The following is a 19,915-nucleotide window of genomic DNA, read 5'->3' on the forward strand; positions in this document are numbered from 1 at the left end:
TGATCGGCTGATCGGTGACTCGGGATCATCGTAGGCCGGGGGAGAGATGGGCGGGTGGGGGAATTCGGGCGGTGCGGGAAGGCGGCGGAAGGGCGGGCCGCCGGCGAGGGGGGAATGAGAGCGGAGCGAGCGTTGCGGGAGCGGTCGGGGAGGGGCGTTTCGAGCGGGCTGGCTGTCCATGCCGTGCCGCCGGCCCGCAGGGGGCGTCGGTTGGGGTGGGGAGCGAGCCTGGCGGGAGCGAGCAACCCGGGTGGGAGGGTGTCCCGAGCCGAAGGTCCGTTCCGGTCGCTGGCCCGCAGGGGTGTTCGGTCGGGGGCGCGGAGCGAGCCTTGCCGGAGTGGCCGGGGAGGGGCGTTCCCGGCGCACGGTCGTCGGCTCGCAGGGGTGTTCGGTCCGAGGCGGGGGCGGGGACGTAGCATGGCGGGACGTTCGTAGAGGGGGGATCGGGGAATGGCCGACGAGACGGTGATGCCGGGGGCGCCGCACGGCGCGGCTGCGGACCGCGACCCTTGGGCACCGCCGCCCAGCGACGGTCCCACCGACTCAGCCGACTCCCCCAAGATCTCCCTCGGCAAGACCTCGGCCCCCACGGCCCCGGCCCCCGCCGGGGCCCCTGATGGCAGACCCGCCGATGGCGGCACCGGCCGCCCCGCAGCCGCCCCGCTCTCCGCGCCCGCTCCCTGGGCCGCCCCCGGCGCGATGGCCGGTCCCGGCACGGGGGACGCCCCTGGCGCGGCGGACGGCCCCGGGCACACCGTGTTCTCCTCGGGCCCGCCGGCCCCGGCGTCCGTGCACGAGCAGCAGACGCTCGCCTCGGCCCCGGGCGGGACGGACGCCGCCCAGCGGCCCGGCGCCTGGTCGGAGCCCAACCCCTTCGCTCCGCCCCAGCCCGGCGACCCCCGCGCCGCCAACCCCTTCGCCCCGCCGGGCCCGGCGTACGGTGAGCCGGTTCCGCCGCCGCCCATCGCCCCGGAGGGTCCCGGCCAGGTGCCGTACGGCTACCCCGGCGGCTACGGCTACCCGGGAGCGGCGGGGCCCGGCGGTGCGCACGGCCCGCAGGGCGGCTACTACGGCTGGCCCGGTATGCAGCCCCTGCCCAGCAACGGCATGGGGACGGCGGGGCTGGTGCTCGGCATCATCTCCGCGGTCGTCTTCTGCGCGTGGCCGCTGGCCATCATCGGCGGCGTGCTCGGCGTGATCTTCGGCGCGATCGGCCGCGCCAAGGCCAAGCGGGGCGAGGCCACCAACCCCGGCCAGGCGCTGGCCGGCATCATCTGCGGCGCCGCCGGAATCGTCCTCGGCATCGGCTTCGTGATCCTGCTCATCGTGGCCCGCTGACCGCCCCCTCCGCCTGCCGGGACCGCGTCGACTGCCCGCGACCCACCCGGCACGCCCAAGCGAGTCAACGCAGTCGAGCGACCCCCGCAGACCGCCACCCCCCGCTCATCCGCCCACCCGCACCCGCCCCCGCGCCTCCATCAGCGCGAAGCCCAGCAGGTTCGGTCCCCGCCACCGCTCCGGGTCCCTCGCCGCATCGTCGTCCGCCGCGAGGCCGATGCCCCACACCCGGTCCACCGGGCTCGCCTCCACCAGCACCCGCTCGCCGGTGTTCAGCAGGAACTCCCGCAGCTCCGGGTGGGCCGAGAACTTGTGCACGCTGCCCTCGACGACGATCCGGAACCGCTCGCGCTCCCAGACCGCCTCGTCGAAGCCCCGTACCAGGCGCCCCGCCTTCTTCGCCTGGGACGGATGCGAGGCGGCCAGGACCCGTCGCTCCGCCTCCGCGTCGCCGAACAGTCTCGCCTTGCCGGCCATCATCCAGTGCTCGGCCGTCTCGTAGCGCACTCCGTCCACCACGAACGGTGACGGCCACCACTGGCTGAGGCAGCTCGGCCCGATGCTGCCGTCGGGTCGCGGGCGGTGTCCCCAGAAGTGCAGGTACTTGATCCTCGCCCCCGCGTGGACCGCCCTGACCAGGGCTTCCCAAGAATCGATCTTCTCCATGCACGCGAGTCTGGCACGCGCCACTGACACTGCGTCCGGCCTTTTCCGGCATCACTCGACACCTGGTCGACAGATTCCGTCGCGTAACCGAAAGGCAACAACGGAATCCCTTGTAGGCATCCCATGCCTCTGTCAGGATCGGCACTCAAATCGAGCTGGAGCTACGCCACCCACCCCGCGGGACAGGGGCCGGACGACGGCGGAGGAGAGCGACATGCACAACCCGGGCACCACCCCGGACCACTCCACGCGAACCACGAAGTTCCCCGCACAGGAACGTTTCGCGCAGGGCGCGCAGTACATCGCGGGACGGCTCACCCAGGGCACCTCGGGCCGCACGCACGCGGTCGTCGACCCGGCCACCGGCGAGGACGTCCTCACCTACGAGCTGGCCGGCCCCGACGACGTCGACGCGGCCGTCGCCGCCGCCCGCGCGGCCTTCCCCGGCTGGGCCGGGGCCACGCCGGGCGAGCGCTCGGACGCCCTGCACCGGTTCGCCGCCGTGCTCGCCGACCGGGCCGAGGACTTCGCCCGCGCCGAGTCGCTGCAGTGCGGCAAGCCGATCAAGCTCAGCCGCGAGTTCGACGTACCGGGAACCGTGGACAACACCGCCTTCTTCGCCGGTGCCGCCCGGCATCTGCAGGGCCAGTCCGCCGGGGAGTACTCCGGGGACCACACCTCCTACGTCCGCCGTGAGCCGATCGGTGTCGTCGGATCCATCGCGCCCTGGAACTACCCCCTGCAGATGGCCGCCTGGAAGATCCTCCCGGCGATCGCCGCGGGCAACACGATCGTGCTGAAGCCCGCCGAGCTGACCCCGTTCACCTCGCTGATGTTCGCCCAGGCCGCCACCGACGCTGGCATCCCGGACGGTGTGATCAACATCGTCACCGGCGCCGGCAAGGAGGCCGGTGAGCGGCTCGTCGGCCACCCGGACGTGGCCATGACCTCCTTCACCGGCTCCACCGCCGTCGGCAAGCGGGTCGCGGAGATCGCCACCGCCACGGTCAAGCGCCTGCACCTGGAGCTCGGCGGCAAGGCACCCTTCGTGGTCTTCGACGACGCCGACCTGGACGCGGCCGTCAACGGCGCGGTCGCGGGCGCGCTCATCAACACCGGGCAGGACTGCACCGCCGCCACGCGCGCGTACGTGCAGCGTCCGCTGTACGAGGAGTTCGTCGCGCGGACCGCCGCGCTGATGGAGACCGTACGGCTCGGCGATCCCTTCGCCCCGGGCACCGACCTCGGCCCGCTGATCTCGCACGCCCAGCGCGACCGGGTGGCCGGCTTCGTCGACCGGGCGCGTGCCTACGCGCGTGTGGTCACCGGCGGCGAGGCGCCGGGCGGTGAGCTGGCCAAGGGTGCCTACTACCGGCCCACCCTGGTCGCCGACGCCCCGCAGGACAGCGAGATCGTCCAGGCCGAGATCTTCGGTCCCGTGTTGGTCGTCCTGCCGTTCGACGGCGAGGATGAAGGAATCCGGCTGGCCAACGACACCCCCTACGGCCTCGCCGCCTCCGCGTGGAGCCGGGACGTGTACCGGGCGAACCGTGCGACACGCGAGATCAAGGCGGGGTGCGTGTGGATCAACGACCACATCCCGATCATCAGCGAGATGCCCCACGGCGGCTACAAGGCGTCCGGCTTCGGCAAGGACATGTCATCGTACTCGTTCGAGGAGTACACGCAGATCAAGCACGTCATGTTCGACAACACGGCGGTCGTCAGGAAGGACTGGCACCGCACGATCTTCGGGGACCGATAGCCACGACGGGCCGCCGACCACGGCCCACCCTCCCGAAAGGGCAACCACGCGCATGGAGCAGTACGAGCCCGACCGCCTGACCCCGGCCCAAGCGGCCGCCATGCGGCGCAGTTTCACCAACGGCCGGGCGGCCCTCACCCGCCGGTCCCTGCTGCGCGCCTCCGCCGGCGGCGCGCTCGCGGTCGGCGGACTCGGGGCGCTGAGCGCCTGCGGCATCCCCGCGGCCGGCCAGAGCGCCGGCGGCACCTCCGCCGAGGACCACTCGGCCCAGGAGAAGACCGTCAACTTCTCCAACTGGACCGAGTACATGGACGTCGACGACTCGGGCAAGCACCACCCGACGCTGGACGCGTTCGCCAAACGCACCGGCATCAAGGTCCGCTACACCGAGGACATCAACGACAACAACGAGTTCTTCGGCAAGATCCAGCCGCAGCTCGCCGCGGGCCAGGACACCGGCCGCGACCTGATCGTCCTCACCGACTGGATGGCCGCCCGCCTGATCCGCCTCGGCTGGGTGCAGAAGCTGGACCCGTCACACCTGCCGCACGCCTACGCCAACCTCTCCCAGCAGTTCCGCAGCGTCGACTGGGACCCGGGCCGCGCGTACTCCTACCCCTGGCAGGGCATCTCCACCGTCATCGCCTACAACAAGAAGGCGCTGGACGGCGTCGAGGTGAAGTCGGTCTCCGACCTGCTCGACAACCGCAAGCTCAAGGGCCGCGTCGGCTTCCTCACCGAGATGCGCGACAGCGTCGGCATGACGCTGCTGGACATGGGCAAGGATCCGTCGCACTTCACGGACGACGACTACGACGCCGCGATCGCCCGCCTGCAGAAGGGCGTGGACAGCGGCCAGATCCGCCGCTTCACCGGCAACGACTACACCTCCGACCTCACCAAGGGCGACCTGGCCGCGTGTCTGGCCTGGGCCGGTGACGTCGTACAGCTGAAGGCGGACAGCCCGGACGTCGACTTCGTCATCCCGGACAGCGGGTACATCACGTCGACGGACGTCATGCTGATCCCCAACAAGGCGCGTCACAAGACGAACGCCGAGCGGCTCATCGACTACTACTACGAGCCGCAAGCGGCCGCCGAGCTCGCCGCCTACATCAACTACGTCTGTCCGGTGGACGGCGTGAAGGCCGAGCTTGCGAAGATCGACGAGGATGCGGCGAACAACCCGCTGATCATCCCCGACAAGGCCATGCAGGCGAGGTCTCACCCCTTCCGCTCCCTGACGCAGAAGGAAGAGACCGCCTACGAAGGAAAGTTCGCGAAGCTCACTGGGGCGTGACGACCATGACGACAGACCACAGCGGCGACGTCCGCCTCTCCGGGATCAGCAAGACCTACGACAACGGCTTCACCGCCGTGCAGCCGCTCGACCTGACCGTGCCGCAGGGCTCCTTCTTCGCCCTGCTCGGCGCGTCCGGCTGCGGCAAGACCACCACCCTGCGCATGATCGCCGGCCTGGAGGAGCCCACCTCGGGCACCGTCCACCTCGGCGACCAGGACGTGACCCACCTGCCGCCCTACAAGCGGCCGGTGAACACCGTCTTCCAGTCCTACGCCCTCTTCCCGCACCTCGACATCTACGAGAACGTCGCCTTCGGTCTGCGCCGGCGCGGCATCAAGAGTGTGAAGAAGCAGGTCGAGGAGATGCTGGAGCTGGTCCAGCTCGGCGAGCAGGCGCGCAAGAAGCCGCACCAGCTCTCCGGCGGCCAGCAGCAGCGCGTCGCGGTCGCCCGCGCGCTGATCAACCACCCCAAGGTGCTGCTCCTCGACGAGCCGCTCGGCGCGCTCGACCTGAAGCTGCGCCGCCAGATGCAGCTGGAGCTCAAGCGCATCCAGACCGAGGTCGGCATCACCTTCGTGCACGTCACGCACGACCAGGAGGAGGCCATGACGATGGCCGACACGGTCGCCGTGATGAACGCCGGCCGGGTCGAGCAGCTCGGTGCGCCCACCGACCTGTACGAGAACCCGCAGACCACGTTCGTCGCGAACTTCCTCGGCACCTCCAACCTGATCGAGGCCGAGGTCGACACCAAGAGCGGCGACGACATCGTGCTCAAGGCGGGCGGCGGCAAGCTGGTGCTGCCCCAGGCCCGGTGTTCCGCACCGGCCACCGCCGGCGGCAAGGTGCTGGTCGGCATCCGCCCGGAGAAGATCGCGCTCACGCACGCCGACGACGCGGGCTCGATCCCGGAGGGCCGCAACCGGATCACCGGCAAGATCGCCGACGCCAGTTTCATCGGCGTCTCCACGCAGTACGTGATCGACAGCCCCGTCTGCGACGAGCTGGCGGTGTACGTGCAGAACGTCGAGCGCGACGGCCGTCTGGTCCCCGGCGCCGACGTGGTCCTGCACTGGAGCCCGGCGCACACCTTCGGCCTGGACGCGACCCAGGACATCGACGCGGGCACCGAGGAAGAGGCGGCGGCCTGATGTCGACGCTGACCGAGGCGCCCCCGCCGCTCACCCCGACCGCACCTCAGAAGAAGCCGCCGCGCAAGCGGGGCCGCCTCACGCCGTACTGGCTGCTGCTGCCCGGCATCCTGTGGCTGGTCGTCTTCTTCGCGCTGCCGATGATCTACCAGGCGTCCACGTCCGTGCAGACCGGCTCGCTGGAGGCCGGCTACAAGGTCACCTGGCACTTCGCCACCTACTGGGACGCCCTGTCCGAGTACTGGCCGCAGTTCCTGCGCTCGGTCGCCTACGCGGCCGCCGCGACCGTGCTGTGCCTGCTGCTCGGCTACCCGCTGGCGTATCTGATCGCCTTCCGCGCGGGCCGCTGGAAGAACCTGGTCATGATCCTGGTGATCGCGCCGTTCTTCACCAGCTTCCTGATCCGCACCCTGGCCTGGAAGACGATCCTCGCCGACAACAGCCCGGTCGTGCACGTGCTGAACACGCTGCACGTCCTGGACGTCACCAGCTGGCTCGGCTGGACGGCCGGCGACCGGGTGCTCGCCACCCCGCTGGCGGTGGTGTGCGGACTGACGTACAACTTCCTGCCGTTCATGATCCTGCCGCTGTACACCTCCCTGGAGCGCATCGACTCCCGGCTGCACGAGGCGGCCGGCGACCTGTACGCCAAGCCCTGGACCACCTTCCGCAAGGTGACCTTCCCGCTGTCGATGCCCGGCGTGGTCTCCGGCACCCTGCTCACCTTCATCCCGGCGGCCGGCGACTACGTCAACGCCGAACTGCTCGGCTCCACCGACACCCGCATGATCGGCAACGTGATCCAGACGCAGTTCCTGCGGGTGCTGGACTATCCGACCGCCGCCGCGCTGTCCTTCATCCTCATGGCCGCGATCCTTCTCATGGTCACCCTCTACATCCGCAGGTCCGGGACGGAGGATCTGGTCTAAATGCCCTTCGTCAACTGGCTCAAGAAGAAGCTCGTCGTCATCGCGGGCCTGTTCACGCTCGCCTATCTGCTGCTGCCGAACGTCGTCGTCACGGTGTTCTCCTTCAACAAACCGAAGGGCCGCTTCAACTACGAGTGGCAGCAGTTCTCCACGGACGCCTGGAAGGACCCGTGCGGTGTCGCCGACATGTGCGGCTCGCTCGGCATCAGCCTCCAGATCGCGGTGTGGGCGACCGTCGGCGCCACGCTGCTGGGCACGCTGATCGCCTTCGCGCTGGTGCGCTACCGCTTCCGCGCCCGCGGCGTGGTCAACTCGCTGATCTTCCTGCCGATGGCGATGCCCGAGGTCGTCATGGCGGCCTCGCTGCTCACCCTGTTCCTCAACATGGGGGCGCCGCTCGGCTTCTGGACGATCCTGATCGCGCACATCATGTTCTGCCTCAGCTTCGTCGTCACCGCCGTCAAGGCGCGGGTGATGTCGATGGACCCGCGTCTGGAGGAGGCAGCCCGGGATCTGTACGCCGGTCCCGCGCAGACCTTCCTGCGGGTCACCCTGCCCATCGCGGCCCCCGGAATCGCCGCGGGCGCGCTGCTCGCCTTCGCGCTCTCCTTCGACGATTTCATCATCACCAACTTCAACGCGGGCTCCACCGTCACCTTCCCCATGTTCGTGTGGGGTTCGGCGCAGCGCGGCACGCCCGTCCAGATCAATGTCATCGGTACGGCCATGTTCCTGGTCGCGGTGCTGTTCGTGCTGACCTCCATGCTGATCAGCAATCGCCGTACCAAGCAGAAGGCGTAAAGCCACCTGAGTCACCCTGGTAGGGAGTTGAAATCATGGCCCCAAGCGCCATGAGCCGTTGGACAGAGTCTCTTTCCGAAGCGCAGCCGGTCCCGTACTGGCTGGACGACCCCGGCAGGCCGCGCCCCGAGCCCGCGCTGACCGCCGCCGAGACCTGCGACCTGCTGGTCGTCGGCGGCGGGTACAGCGGACTGTGGACCGCGCTGATCGCCAAGGAGCGCGACCCGCAGCGGGACGTGGTCCTGCTCGAAGGCCGCGAGGTGGGCTGGGCCGCCTCCGGCCGCAACGGCGGCTTCTGCGCCGCCTCCCTCACCCACGGCCTGCCCAACGGGCTGACCCGCTGGCCGCAGGAGATCAAGAAGCTGGAGGAGCTGGGCCGGCGCAACCTCGACGAGATCGAGCAGGCCGTCGCCCGCTACTCCCTGGACTGCGACTTCGAGCGCACCGGCGAGATCGACGTGGCGACCGAGCCGTACCAGGCGTGGGAACTGCGCGACTGGTACGACGAGCTGGAGGCCAAGGGGCTGGCCGACGGCATCGAGTTCCTGGACGCGGACGCGGTGCGCGCACAGGTGAACTCCCCGACCTTCGAGGCCGGCCTGTGGGACCGGCGGGGTGTGGCGATGCTGCACCCGGCCAAGCTCGCCTGGGGCCTCAAGCGCGCCTGCCTCGACCTAGGGGTGCGCGTCTACGAGCACACGCCCGCGCTGACCCTCAAGGCGTACGGCGCCGGCATGGCCGTACGCACTCCGTACGGCCAGGTCCGGGCCCGGCAGGTGGCGCTCGGCACGAACATCTTCCCGAGCCTGGTGAAGCGGGTGCGGGCCTACACCGTGCCGGTCTACGACTACGCGCTGATGACCGAGCCGCTGACGGCCGAGCAGCTGAAGTCGATCGGCTGGGAGAACCGCCAGGGCCTCGGCGACTCGGCGAACCAGTTCCACTACTTCCGGCTGTCCGCCGACAACCGCATCCTGTGGGGCGGCTACGACGCGATCTACCCCTACGGCGGCCGGGTCCGCGCCGAGTACGACGACCGCCCGGAGACCTACGCCAAGCTCGCCGGGCACTTCTTCACCTGTTTCCCGCAGCTGGAGGGGGTGCGCTTCACGCACGCGTGGGGCGGCGCGATCGACACCTGCTCGCGGTTCTCGGCGTTCTTCGGCACCGCCCACCAGGGCCGGGTGGCGTACGCGGCCGGCTTCACGGGGCTCGGCGTCGGCGCGACGCGCTTCGGCGCGGACGTGATGCTGGACCTGCTGGCCGGGGAGCAGACCGAGCGCACCGCGCTGGAGATGGTCCGCAAGAAGCCGCTGCCCTTCCCGCCGGAGCCGTTCGCCTGGACCGGCATCGCGCTCACCAAGTGGTCGCTGGCCCGCGCGGACGCGCACGGCGGGCGGCGCAACCTGTGGCTGCGGACCATGGACAAGCTGGGGCTCGGCTTCGACAGCTGACGCCAGCTGGTTGTGACCTGGATCACTTCAACGGGTCGACCGAATCCGCGTAATGCCCTCCGGGAGAACTCCCTCTCCCTCGTGGAGTTCGCGACGCGCCCCGCGTCGCGGCATGTCCACGAGGGACGGGGAGGTCTTCTCATGGCAGGGGCGAAGACGGCGGTGGAATGGCTGGCATCGGTGGCACCGGACCCCGAGGCCTGCCGCTGGGAGTGGGAGCGCAGCCCGCTCGGGGTGGCCCTGCTGCCCGCCGGCCGGGCCTGGGACGTGCTGGTCCTGCCGGGCGAACTCGGCTACCCCACGCTCGACGTCCTCACCCGCATCCTGGACCGGCCGGGCCCGGTGCTGGCCGACTTCGGCGACGACCGCATGGGGTTCTTCGTGCCGCCTGGCACCGCCTCCCGCTGGGTCGGCACCGGCATCCGTACGGCCGGCCGCGGCACCTGGATCGTGGTGCCCTACCCGGGCCGCTCGACCGGCGCCGTCCGCTGGCTGGTCGAGCCGGACGGCTCCGGCACGCTGACCGACGCGGCGCTGCTGGAGCTGGCGATGCACGAGGCGGCGGCGGGCCTCGCGGGCGGGGGCGAGGGAGGGTGAGACGCCGGGAGTCTTGACAACCGGATTGGTCTGGACCAAGTTGGGCGCGCTCCACCTCCTCCACTTCCCCCATGCCCGGAGGCATCTGTGGAACGCACCAGACCCCTGGCCGCCCTTCTCACGGCCGCCGTCCTGACCGTCCCCGGCATCACCGCGCTCTCGTCGGCCGCCCGTGCGGCCGACGCGAACCTCGCGGTGAACGGCGGCTTCGAGTCCGGCCTGACCGGCTGGACCTGCACCGCCGGACAGACCGTCAGCTCGCCGGTGCACAGCGGCAGTTCGGCGCTGCAGGCGACCCCGGCCGGCAACGACAACGCCCAGTGCGCCCAGACGGTGACCGTACAGCCGAACGCGCAGTACACACTGTCCGGTTACGTCCGCGGCTCCTACGTCTACCTCGGCGCGAGCGGCACCGGCACCACCGACGTCTCCACCTGGACCCAGTCCGCCCCCGACTGGCAGCAGCTCACCACCACCTTCCGCACCGGCGCCACCACGACCAGGGTCACCCTCTACACGCACGGCTGGTACGGCACCGGCGCCTACCAGGCCGACGACATCACCCTCACCGGCCCCGGCGGCAGCACCGGACAGCCGCCCGCCGCGCCCACCGGCCTGACCGCCTCCAGCGTCACCTCCACCAGCGTCGCCCTGTCCTGGTCGGCGGTACCGGGCGCCACGGGCTACGCCGTCCACCGCGACGGCGCGAAGGTCCAGACGGTGACCGGCACCACGGCCACGGTGACCGGCCTCGCGCCCTCGACGTCGTACTCCTTCCAGGTCAGCGCGCTCAACGACGCCGGTGAGTCGGCGAAGTCGGCGGCCGTGACGGCGACGACGAGCGCCGGCACCGGCGGCGGCACCGGGAACCTCCCCGCGCACGCCCTGGTCGGCTACCTGCACGCGAGCTTCGCCAACGGCGCCGGCTACACCCGCCTGGCCGACGTCCCCGACAGCTGGGACGTCATCGACCTGGCCTTCGGCGAGCCCACCTCGGCCACCTCCGGGGACATCCGCTTCACCCGCTGCCCGGTCACCGAGTGCCCGAACGCCGAGTCGGACGCCGACTTCAAGGCGGCGATCAAGGCCAAGCAGGCGGCCGGCAAGAAGGTCCTGATCTCCATCGGCGGCCAGAACGGCCAGGTCCAGCTGACCACGGCCGCCGCCCGCGACACCTTCGTCTTCTCCGTCTCGAAGATCATCGACACCTACGGCCTCGACGGCCTCGACGTCGACTTCGAGGGCCACTCGCTGTCCCTGAACGCCGACGACACCGACTTCCGCAACCCCAAGACCCCGGTGATCGTCAACCTGATCTCGGCCCTGAAGACCCTGAAGGCGAAGTACGGCGCCAAGTTCGTGCTGACGATGGCCCCCGAGACCTTCTTCGTGCAGAACGGCTACCAGTACTACGGCACCGGCAAGTGGGGCGGCCAGGACCCGCGCTGCGGGGCGTACCTGCCGGTCATCCACGCCCTGCGCGACGACCTCACCCTGCTGCACGTCCAGGACTACAACTCCGGCCCCATCATGGGCCTGGACAACCAGTACCACTCGATGGGCGGCGCCGACTTCCACATCGCGATGACCGACATGCTGCTCACGGGCTTCCCGGTGGCCGGCGACGCGAACAACGTCTTCCCGCCGCTGCGCCCCGACCAGGTCGCCATCGGCATGCCGGCCACCACCAACGCGGGCAACGGATACGTGGCTCCCGCCGAGGTCACCAAGACCCTGGACTGCCTGACGAGAAAGGCGAACTGCGGCTCCTACGCCACCCACGGCACCTGGCCGGGCCTGCGCGGCCTGATGACGTGGTCGGTCAACTGGGACCGCTTCGGCGGCTGGGAGTTCCAGCGGACGTTCGACGGCTACTTCGGCTGACCGCCCGCCGCAGACCCACCAGCAGGACGGTGGCCAGACACCAGCTGGCCACCACGTCCAGCGGCCAGTGCCAGCCCCGGCGCACCAGCCCGAAGGACACGGCCAGTACCAGGACCCCGCACCCGGCGACGGCGGCGCGGCGCGCGGCGGCGGAGCGCAGCCACGGCAGCAGGAGCAGCGCCGCCGCGCCGTAGGCCACGGCGGCGGTGGCGGTGTGGCCGGAGGGGTAGTAGCCCGTGGCCGGCGGGACGACGGGGGTGCCGTGGCGGGCGGTCCACTCCTTCAGCGGGACCACGAACGCCGGCACCAGGGCCATGGCCACGGCAGCGGCGGCCGGCGGGAACCACCAGCGATCGGCCCCGGCGGCCCGTCCGCGCCAGGCGGAGAACGCCACCGCCAGCGCCAGCAGGGGCACGGCCACCTGCACTTCGCCCAGGTCCGAGAGGGCGCCCGAGAAGCGGTCCGGGTGCACCAGCGCACCGCTGACGCGCTCGTCCACGGTGAGCAGTGGTCCGTCGCTGACGACCTGCCAGGTGATGAGGACGAAGAGCAGCGCCGGGAGGACCATCACAAGCATGGGCCCCATCATCCGTCAGCGGACGGGAAGCGGGGCGTAAAAGGAGGCCGGCCGCCCCGGAACAGGGGGGGCGTTCCGAGGCGGCCGAACTGACCGGAACGCCGCGCGCCCCGGGGGGTTTGGGGCGGGCGACCGTCCGATCGGTGAGGAGATACCGGAGCCGTCAGGTTCCGGTTGTGTGCGCGAGGGCACGACCAGGTCGAAGCTGGGGAGGCCTCGGCCCGATGTCGCCCACAGTGCCCTGTGGACGGGGTGTATCTCTCATCTGGGTAGAACCTACGGCAGGGGGTGGCGAAGCGACAGCAGGAACGGCGTCCTGCCATCCACCTCGCACACGTTCTTCACACCCTCTGCCGCAGGGATCTCAGACGTGCGGCCCCCGTGCACGGATGCGCCGTGCTCGGGGGCCGCTCGCGGAGGTGTGCGCCCTGCTCAGATGCGGGTGAAGGCCTGCTCGATGATGTCGAGGCCCTCGTTCAGCAGGTCGTCGCCGATCACCAGCGGCGGCAGGAAGCGCAGCACGTTGCCGTAGGTGCCGCAGGTCAGGACCAGCAGACCCTCCTGGTGGCAGGCCTTGGCCAGCGCGGCGGCCGCCTCCGGGTTCGGCTCCTTGGTGGCGCGGTCCTTGACCAGCTCGATGGCGATCATCGCGCCACGGCCACGGATGTCGCCGATGATGTCGAACTTCTCGGCCATGGCACCGAGGCGGGACTTCATGATCGCCTCGATGTTCTTCGCCTTGGCGTTGAGGTCCAGCTCCTTCATCGTCTCGATGGCGCCGAGCGCACCGGCGCAGGCCACCGGGTTGCCGCCGTAGGTGCCGCCCAGGCCGCCCGCGTGCGCGGCGTCCATGATCTCGGCGCGGCCGGTCACGGCGGCCAGCGGCAGACCGCCGGCGATGCCCTTGGCGGTGGTGATCAGGTCCGGGACGATGCCCTCGTCCTCGCAGGCGAACCACTGGCCGGTGCGGCAGAAGCCGGACTGGATCTCGTCGGCGACGAAGACGATGCCGTTGTCGTTGGCGAACTTCACGATCTCCGGCAGGAAGCCCTTGGCCGGCTCGATGAAGCCGCCCTCACCGAGCACCGGCTCGATGATGATCGCGGCCACGTTGTCCGCGCCGACCTGCTTGGTGATCTGGTCGATGGCGGCCTTGGCGGCCTCGGGGCCCGCGTTCTCCGGGCCGGTCGGCCAGCGGTAGCCGTAGGCGACCGGGACACGGTAGACCTCGGGGGCGAACGGGCCGAAGCCGTGCTTGTACGGCATGTTCTTCGCCGTCAGCGCCATCGTGAGGTTGGTGCGGCCGTGGTAGCCGTGGTCGAACACCACGACGGCCTGGCGCTTGGTGTAGGCACGGGCGATCTTGACGGCGTTCTCGACGGCCTCGGCGCCCGAGTTGAACAGGGCGGTCTTCTTGGCGTGGTCACCCGGGGTGAGCTCGGCGAGGGCCTCGGCGACCTCCACGTAGCCCTCGTACGGGGTGACCATGAAACAGGTGTGGGTGAAGTCGGCGAGCTGCGCGGAGGCGCGGCGCACCACGGCCTCGGCGGAGGCGCCGACGGAGGTCACGGCGATGCCGGAGCCGAAGTCGATCAGGCGGTTGCCGTCGACGTCCTCGATGATGCCGCCGCCCGCACGCGTGGTGAAGACCGGCAGCACGGAACCCACGCCCTGCGCGACCGCGGCGAGACGGCGGGCCTGAAGTTCCTGGGACTTCGGGCCGGGGATGGCGGTGACGACTCGGCGCTCCTGCGGAAGTGCGGTCATGCGGGGCTCCTGGGGGTTTTGCGGATGCTTGCCTTCTTTTCTCGCAGGCTAAGACGGGGGAGGAGGCGCGGGCATGCTCCATGTGGGCGTTGTCGGGGGTGTCCCTTGTCCGCGATGGATATAGAGGTGAGGGCGGCCCATGGCGCCGGCCCGGCCGCGGAAGCGGTGAACTCCCCTTGCGGGGGCGTTAGATTGGCTCGCTAGTGGTCGACGGAACGGCTGGTCAGGGGGCAGAGGCGATGGAGAGCGACGGGACGCAGGAGGCACGGGGCGCCCGATCGGGTGCCCAGCCGGGCACCCACGCGAACCCGGTGCCGCGCCCGGCGGGGCCGCCGGACGTGCCCGCGGCGCCCGTGGTGCCGCCCCGGCCGGCGCACGCGCCGGGTCAGGGGGCACCGTCGTCCGTCGCCGAGTGGCTGGACACGCCCCGCCCGGCCGCCGGGCCCGGGATCTGGCGGTTCGGCTACCGCACGCCCGACCCCGCGCCGGGCCGTGAGCGGCTCGCCCCGGTCACCCTCGTCGGAGTCGCGGTCCCGCTGGTCATCGGGCTGCTGCTGTGGTCGCTGTGGCGGCACGGCAGCGTCCCCTACCAGTGGAGCCTGCTGCGCCTGGTCACCCCGGACGACTGGTGGTGGGGCGGCACCCTCGCCTCGCCCAAGGGGTGGCAGGGCGCCGAGGCCATCGTCGTCCACGACGGCGTCTTCTTCGGCGTCCTCGTCTACGCCATGGGCCGGCTCGGCAGCTGGCCCGGGGTCGTGCGCCACGTCGTGGCCCGCCGCCCGCAGCCCGCCCGCGCCCTGCTCGCGCTGGTGTTCGCCCTGGCCGCGCTGAGCCTCGTCTTCCCCAGCGCCTTCCCCGGCGTCGGCTGGGACGCGCTGCCCGTGGTGGGACCCGTGTTTTCCCTGGTCGCCCTGGTCACCGGCGGCTACGACGTCTTCACCTCGCCTTGGGTCACCGACCTGCTGTACGCCGTGATCACCTTGCTCGTGGTGTGGCCCTTCGCCCGCCTCGGCGGCTGGCTGCCGTACGCCAGGGAGCGGCTCGCCGCCCGCCGCGAGACGCAGACCGCCGACGTACCGGACAAGCCCGTACCGCCCACCCAGTGGCCCGCCCTGCGCGAGGCCGGGCAGCACCAGGCCGCCGATCTGCTCACCGCCGACGTGCTCGCCGGGCGGATGAACGACGTCGACTGCGCCCGCCTTGAGCACGCCTGGACCCGGGCCCGCGCCCGGGGCCGCCTCGCCGAGTTCACCGACGCCGTCCTGCGCCACGGCTCCGCCGCGCTCACCCACCCCTCCGGCGCCCGCGACCTGCCCGCCCGCACCGCCCGGCACGACCTGCGCGCCGGGCAGGTGCGCATCGGGCACTGGGTGGCCGGCGAGCGCACCCCGCTCGCCTACGGCGGCGCCGGCGCCGCCCTCGACCCGGCGGCCCTCGCCACCTCCCTGCTGGTCGTCGGCCCGTCCGGGTCCGGCAAGACCCGGCACGTGGTCGCACCCGTGGTGGAGTCCCTCGCCCTGCAGGCGCTGACCGGGCAGTGCGCCGTCGTCGCCGTGGGCGCCGGATGCGGCCCCGACGCCTCCTTCGACGTGGTGGTCCGCGTCGGCGACCCCGCCTCCGTGCACGACCTCGACCCCTACGCCGGCACCGCCGACCCCGACGAGGCCGCCGCCCTGCTCGCCGAGGCCCTCGCCGGGGACCTCGACACCGTCGGCGCCCAGCGCGCCGCCACCGCGCTGGCCCAGCTGCTCGGCCCCTACCGGGCCGCCTACGGCGCCTTCCCCACCCTGCCCGTGCTGCGCGAGCTGCTCGCCGGGGAGCCGGCCCCGCTCACCGACCTGCGCGCGGCGCTCGCCGAGGAGCGGCACGCCGTGATGCGGCGCGAGCTCGACGCCCGGGTCCGTCAGTCCGGCACCCCCGGCGACCCCGGCCTCGCCCTCGCCGACCGGCTCGCCCTGCTGGACCGGCCGGTGTTCGCGGACTTCTTCGGCGCCGGCTCACCCGCGAGCGGCGCGGGCGACGACGCGATCCGGCCGTTCTCGCTGCGCGCCCTCGCCCACCACCCGCTGCGGGTGCGCATCGACCTGCCCGAGCACGGGCACGAGGAGGCCGCCCGGCTGCTGACCCGGCTCGTCCTCGCCCAGTTCACCGCCGTCGCCCGGGAAGCCGGGCGGGAGCACTTCGCCTGCCTCGTCCTAGACGACGCCACCGGCGCCGTCACCGCCGAGTCCGTGCGCCGCATCCAGCGGCTGCGCTCGCAGAACGCCGGTGTCGTGCTCGCGCTGCGCACCGTCGCCGACGTGCCCGAGGCGCTGCACGGGCCGCTGTACGCCGCCGTCGGCTGCCGCATGGCCCTGTCCGGGGTCTCCACCTGGGACGGCAGCCGGTTCGCGGGGGCGTGGGGCACCGAGTGGGTGGAGACCCGGGACGTCGCCCAGCACACCGTCTTCGCCGACCAGCCCATGACCCGCGCCCTGCACGCGCTGCGCAAACTGGTCACCGGCAAGGCCGTCACCACCGAGGCCGTCACCGTCCGCCAGGTCGAGCGGGAGCGCTGGTCGGCGTCCGAGCTGGCACACTCGGTGCCGCCGGGCCACGCGGTGCTGTCCCTGACCACGGTGACCGGCGAGCACGCCCCGCCGCTGCTGCTGGACCTGCGTGGCTGACCGGATCCACGAGCACGACGGGGCGCGGTGACCGTACGGTGAGGCAGAATCGACATAGGTCGTTCATACGTGGCGGCCAAAGGATCACAGTGATCACGCGACATCCGCAGACCTGAAGGCCCCATGCCCCTCACGCTCGCCTCCCTCGTCCATCACTCGGCGCTCAAGCTGACCGTGCGGGCGGGCGGGGACCGCTTGGACGTGCCCGTGCGCTGGGCGCACGTGAGCGAGCTCGCCGACCCCGTGCCCTACATGGAGGGCGGGGAACTGCTGCTGGTCACCGCGCTGAAGCTGGACGCCGAGGACCCCGAGGCGATGCGCCGGTACGTGCGGCGGCTGGCCGGCGCGGGCGTGATCGGCCTCGGCTTCGCGGTCGGCGTCAACTACGAGGAGACCCCGAAGGCCCTCGTCGACGCCTGCGACGAGGAGGGCCTGCCGCTGCTGGAGGTGCCTCGCCGCACCCCGTTCCTCGCGATCAGCAAGGCCGTCTCCGCGGCCATCGCCGCCGACCAGTACCGGGCCGTCACCGCCGGGTTCGCCGCCCAGCGTGAGCTGACCAAGCAGGCCCTGAACTCCGGCCCCGAGGGGCTGCTCGCCGCGCTCGCCGCCCAGGTCGACGGCTGGGCCGCGCTCTACGACGCGTCCGGCGCCGTCGTCGCCACCGCGCCCGAGTGGGCGGGACGCCGGGCGGGCCGGCTCACCGCCGACGTGGAACGGCTGCGCGAGCGGCCCGCCCCCGCCTCATCCGTGGTCGGCGGTCCCGACCACGAGGACCGCGTCGAACTGCACTCCATCGGCACCGGCCGCCGCCCCCCGCGCCGCCCTCGCCGTCGGCACCGCCGCCGCCCTGGGCACCGCCGAGCGCTACGCCGTCCACTCCGCCATCGCCCTGCTCACCCTCACCACCGAGCGCTCCCGCTCGCTGCACGCCGCCGAGCAGCGCGTGGGCGCCGCCGTCCTGCGCATGCTGCTCGCCGGGGAGCCGGACCACGCGCGGGCCGTCGCCGGGGACCTGTACGGGACGCTGCTGGACGCGCCGTTCCGGGTGATCGTCGCCGAGTCGGCGTCCGCGTCCGCCGCCCGGGCGCACGCCGACGGGCACGCGCAGGTGACGGCGACGAAACCGGCCCCCGCCGCCCCCACGACCACCGTCGAGCCGGCCGGCGACCCCCTCGGCGGGCTCGCCGAGACCGTCGAGTCGGCCGCCGCCCGGGCCGGGGAGGCCGTGCTCGTCGTCCCCGACGGGGAACGGCTCGTGGTGCTCGCCACCGACGGCGGCGCCGCCGTCGGCGCCTGCACCGCGTACGCGGCCGCGCTGGAGGGGGCCCGTACCAGCGAGGTCCACGAGCAGCCGGGCGGCGGCGAGGAGGACGAGCTGATCGTCGGCCTGTCCGCGCCCTCCGGGCCCATCGCGGCCGCCGCCGCGTACAAACAGGCCGAACAGGCGCTGTCGGTGGCCCGCCGGCGCGGCCGGGTGTGCGTCGAGCACGAGCAGCTGGCGTCCGGCTCGGTGCTGCCGCTGCTCGCCGACGACGCGGTGAAGGCGTTCGCCGACGGCCTGCTGCGCGCCCTGCACGAGCACGACGCCACCGGACGCGGCGACCTCGTCGCCTCGCTGCGGGCCTGGCTGTCCCGGCACGGCCAGTGGGACGCGGCCGCCGCCGACCTGGGCGTCCACCGGCACACCCTGCGCTACCGGATGCGCCGCGTCGAGGAGATCCTCGGCCGCTCCCTGGACGACCCGGACGTCCGCATGGAGCTGTGGCTGGCGCTGAAGGCGACCTCGACCGAATAGTCGTACGCCAAAGCGGCGCATGCTCGCCGTCGACTGCTACGGGTCGGACAAACGACCCCTGCCCGTCCCGGCCCTACGGTGGTGGCGAAAGCACGCACACCCCCTACGCGGAAGGGCCGGGACTCGCACATGCCCCAAGAAAAAATTGTGGGGGCCACCCACGCCTTCTGGCTCGCCGGCCGCCAGGCCACCGGCGACGACACCTTCGACGTCACCTCCCCGTGGGACGGCCGGCTCGTCGGCACGGTCGCCGTGCCCACCGAGGAGCAGGTCGAGGAGGCCGTGGCCGCCGCGTACGCCGTGCGGGACGAGTTCGCCGCCACCCCGGCCCACGTGCGCGCCGCCGCCCTGGACCACGTCAGCAAGCGGCTCGTCGAGCGCACCGAGGAGATCGCCCAGCTGATCTCCGCCGAGAACGGCAAGCCGATCAAGTGGGCGCGCGGCGAGGTCGGCCGTGCCGTGTCCGTGTTCCGCTTCGCGGCCGAGGAGGCCCGCCGCTTCAACGGCGGCGACGGCCAGCGCCTCGACACCGACGCCGGCGGCCAGGGCCGTCTGGCGATCACCCGCCGCTTCCCCAAGGGCGTCGTGCTCGGCATCGCGCCGTTCAACTTCCCGCTGAACCTGTGCGCCCACAAGGTCGCCCCGGCGATCGCCGCCGGTGCCCCGATCATCCTCAAGCCGGCCCCCGCCACCCCGCTGTCCGGTCTCATCCTCGGCGAGCTGCTGGCCGAGACGGACCTGCCGGCCGGTTCCTGGTCGGTCCTGACCGTCCCGAACGACCGCATGCCCGCCCTGGTCCAGGACGAGCGCCTGCCGGTGATCTCCTTCACCGGCTCCGACAAGGTCGGCTACGCGATCATGGACTCGGTGCCGCGCAAGCACTGCACCCTGGAGCTGGGCGGCAACGGCGCGGCCGTCGTGCTGGCCGACTGGGCGAGCGACGAGGACCTGGACTGGGCCGCGACCCGCATCGCGACCTTCTCCAACTATCAGGGCGGCCAGTCCTGCATCTCGGTGCAGCGCGTGATCGCCGACGCGTCGGTGTACGACCGCCTGCTCCCGCGCATCGTCGCGGCCGTCGAGGCGCAGGTCACCGGTGACCCGTCCGACGACACCGTGGACGTCGGCCCGCTGGTCAGCGAGGACGCCGCCAAGCGCGTCGAGACCTGGGTGGACGAGGCCGTGGCGGCCGGCGCCAAGCTGCTCGCCGGCGGCAAGCGCG

At 72.2% G+C, this 19,915-nt stretch carries 14 protein-coding genes and 1 pseudogene; 12 read left to right on the top strand and 3 right to left on the bottom strand.

Translation table 11 applies throughout. The features are described 5' to 3' along the window. The first annotated feature begins 450 nt into the window (after window positions 1-450). Window positions 451-1,338 carry a DUF4190 domain-containing protein gene (locus tag C3489_RS39330; RefSeq protein WP_258054664.1) on the top strand — a complete coding sequence of 296 codons (888 nt, stop codon included), beginning with the start codon at window positions 451-453 and terminating at the stop codon, window positions 1,336-1,338. A gap of 105 nt (window positions 1,339-1,443) precedes the next feature. Here C3489_RS39330 and C3489_RS11955 read toward each other — a convergent pair whose 3' ends face one another. After that, window positions 1,444-2,004 carry an NADAR family protein gene (locus C3489_RS11955; protein WP_181139641.1) on the bottom strand — a complete coding sequence of 187 codons (561 nt, stop codon included), beginning with the start codon at window positions 2,002-2,004 and terminating at the stop codon, window positions 1,444-1,446. A 214-nt stretch (window positions 2,005-2,218) separates the two neighbouring features. Here C3489_RS11955 and C3489_RS11960 point away from each other — a divergent pair, with 214 nt between their 5' ends. The 8 genes from C3489_RS11960 (at window position 2,219) to C3489_RS11995 (ending at window position 11,888) form a co-directional block, all read left to right on the top strand. Then, a complete protein-coding gene (locus C3489_RS11960) occupies window positions 2,219-3,769 on the top strand; it encodes a gamma-aminobutyraldehyde dehydrogenase (protein WP_103781735.1) in 1,551 nt (516 codons plus the stop codon). A 52-nt stretch (window positions 3,770-3,821) separates the two neighbouring features. Next, entirely contained in the window at window positions 3,822-5,069 is a 1,248-nt protein-coding gene (locus C3489_RS11965) for a spermidine/putrescine ABC transporter substrate-binding protein (RefSeq protein ID WP_103781736.1), read from the top strand. Window positions 5,070-5,074: 5 nt separating this feature from the next. Then, window positions 5,075-6,223 carry an ABC transporter ATP-binding protein gene (locus C3489_RS11970; protein WP_181139642.1) on the top strand — a complete coding sequence of 383 codons (1,149 nt, stop codon included), beginning with the start codon at window positions 5,075-5,077 and terminating at the stop codon, window positions 6,221-6,223. Next, a complete protein-coding gene (locus C3489_RS11975; RefSeq protein ID WP_103781738.1) occupies window positions 6,223-7,152 on the top strand; it encodes an ABC transporter permease in 930 nt (309 codons plus the stop codon). Before C3489_RS11970 ends, C3489_RS11975 begins: the two co-directional genes overlap by 1 nt. Then, window positions 7,153-7,953 carry an ABC transporter permease gene (locus C3489_RS11980; protein WP_103781739.1) on the top strand — a complete coding sequence of 267 codons (801 nt, stop codon included), beginning with the start codon at window positions 7,153-7,155 and terminating at the stop codon, window positions 7,951-7,953. 35 nt (window positions 7,954-7,988) lie between these two features. Then, on the top strand, window positions 7,989-9,407 hold the full coding sequence (locus C3489_RS11985) for an FAD-binding oxidoreductase (protein ID WP_103781740.1): 1,419 nt from the start codon (window positions 7,989-7,991) through the stop codon (window positions 9,405-9,407). 141 nt (window positions 9,408-9,548) lie between these two features. Next, complete coding sequence (locus C3489_RS11990; protein WP_103781741.1) at window positions 9,549-10,004, top strand: hypothetical protein; 456 nt, start codon at window positions 9,549-9,551, stop codon at window positions 10,002-10,004. An 87-nt stretch (window positions 10,005-10,091) separates the two neighbouring features. Then, window positions 10,092-11,888: a chitinase gene (locus C3489_RS11995; protein WP_103781742.1), complete on the top strand. Its 1,797-nt coding sequence runs from the start codon at window positions 10,092-10,094 to the stop codon at window positions 11,886-11,888. On the opposite strand, the gene C3489_RS12000 is transcribed toward C3489_RS11995, so the two are convergent. Next, a complete protein-coding gene (locus tag C3489_RS12000) occupies window positions 11,827-12,465 on the bottom strand; it encodes a phosphatase PAP2 family protein (RefSeq protein WP_103781743.1) in 639 nt (212 codons plus the stop codon). The genes C3489_RS11995 and C3489_RS12000 overlap by 62 nt on opposite strands. Window positions 12,466-12,897: 432 nt before the next feature. Continuing rightward, window positions 12,898-14,232 carry a 4-aminobutyrate--2-oxoglutarate transaminase gene (gene gabT, locus C3489_RS12005; protein ID WP_103781744.1) on the bottom strand — a complete coding sequence of 445 codons (1,335 nt, stop codon included), beginning with the start codon at window positions 14,230-14,232 and terminating at the stop codon, window positions 12,898-12,900. A 239-nt stretch (window positions 14,233-14,471) separates the two neighbouring features. Between gabT and C3489_RS12010 the strand changes: the two genes are divergently transcribed. From C3489_RS12010 to C3489_RS12020, 3 genes and pseudogenes are all read left to right on the top strand, one after another. After that, window positions 14,472-16,898, top strand: a complete 2,427-nt coding sequence (locus C3489_RS12010) for an ATP/GTP-binding protein (RefSeq protein WP_103781745.1) — start codon at window positions 14,472-14,474, stop codon at window positions 16,896-16,898. A gap of 123 nt (window positions 16,899-17,021) precedes the next feature. Next, window positions 17,022-18,693, top strand: a pseudogene (locus C3489_RS12015) (PucR family transcriptional regulator). Window positions 18,694-18,840: 147 nt separating this feature from the next. Next, on the top strand, window positions 18,841-19,915 hold a 1,075-nt coding region (locus C3489_RS12020), incomplete at its 3' end, for an aldehyde dehydrogenase family protein (protein WP_103781746.1).

Origin of the sequence: Streptomyces sp. Ru71 (assembly GCF_002920535.1) — a bacterium.
GTDB lineage: Bacteria > Actinomycetota > Actinomycetes > Streptomycetales > Streptomycetaceae > Streptomyces.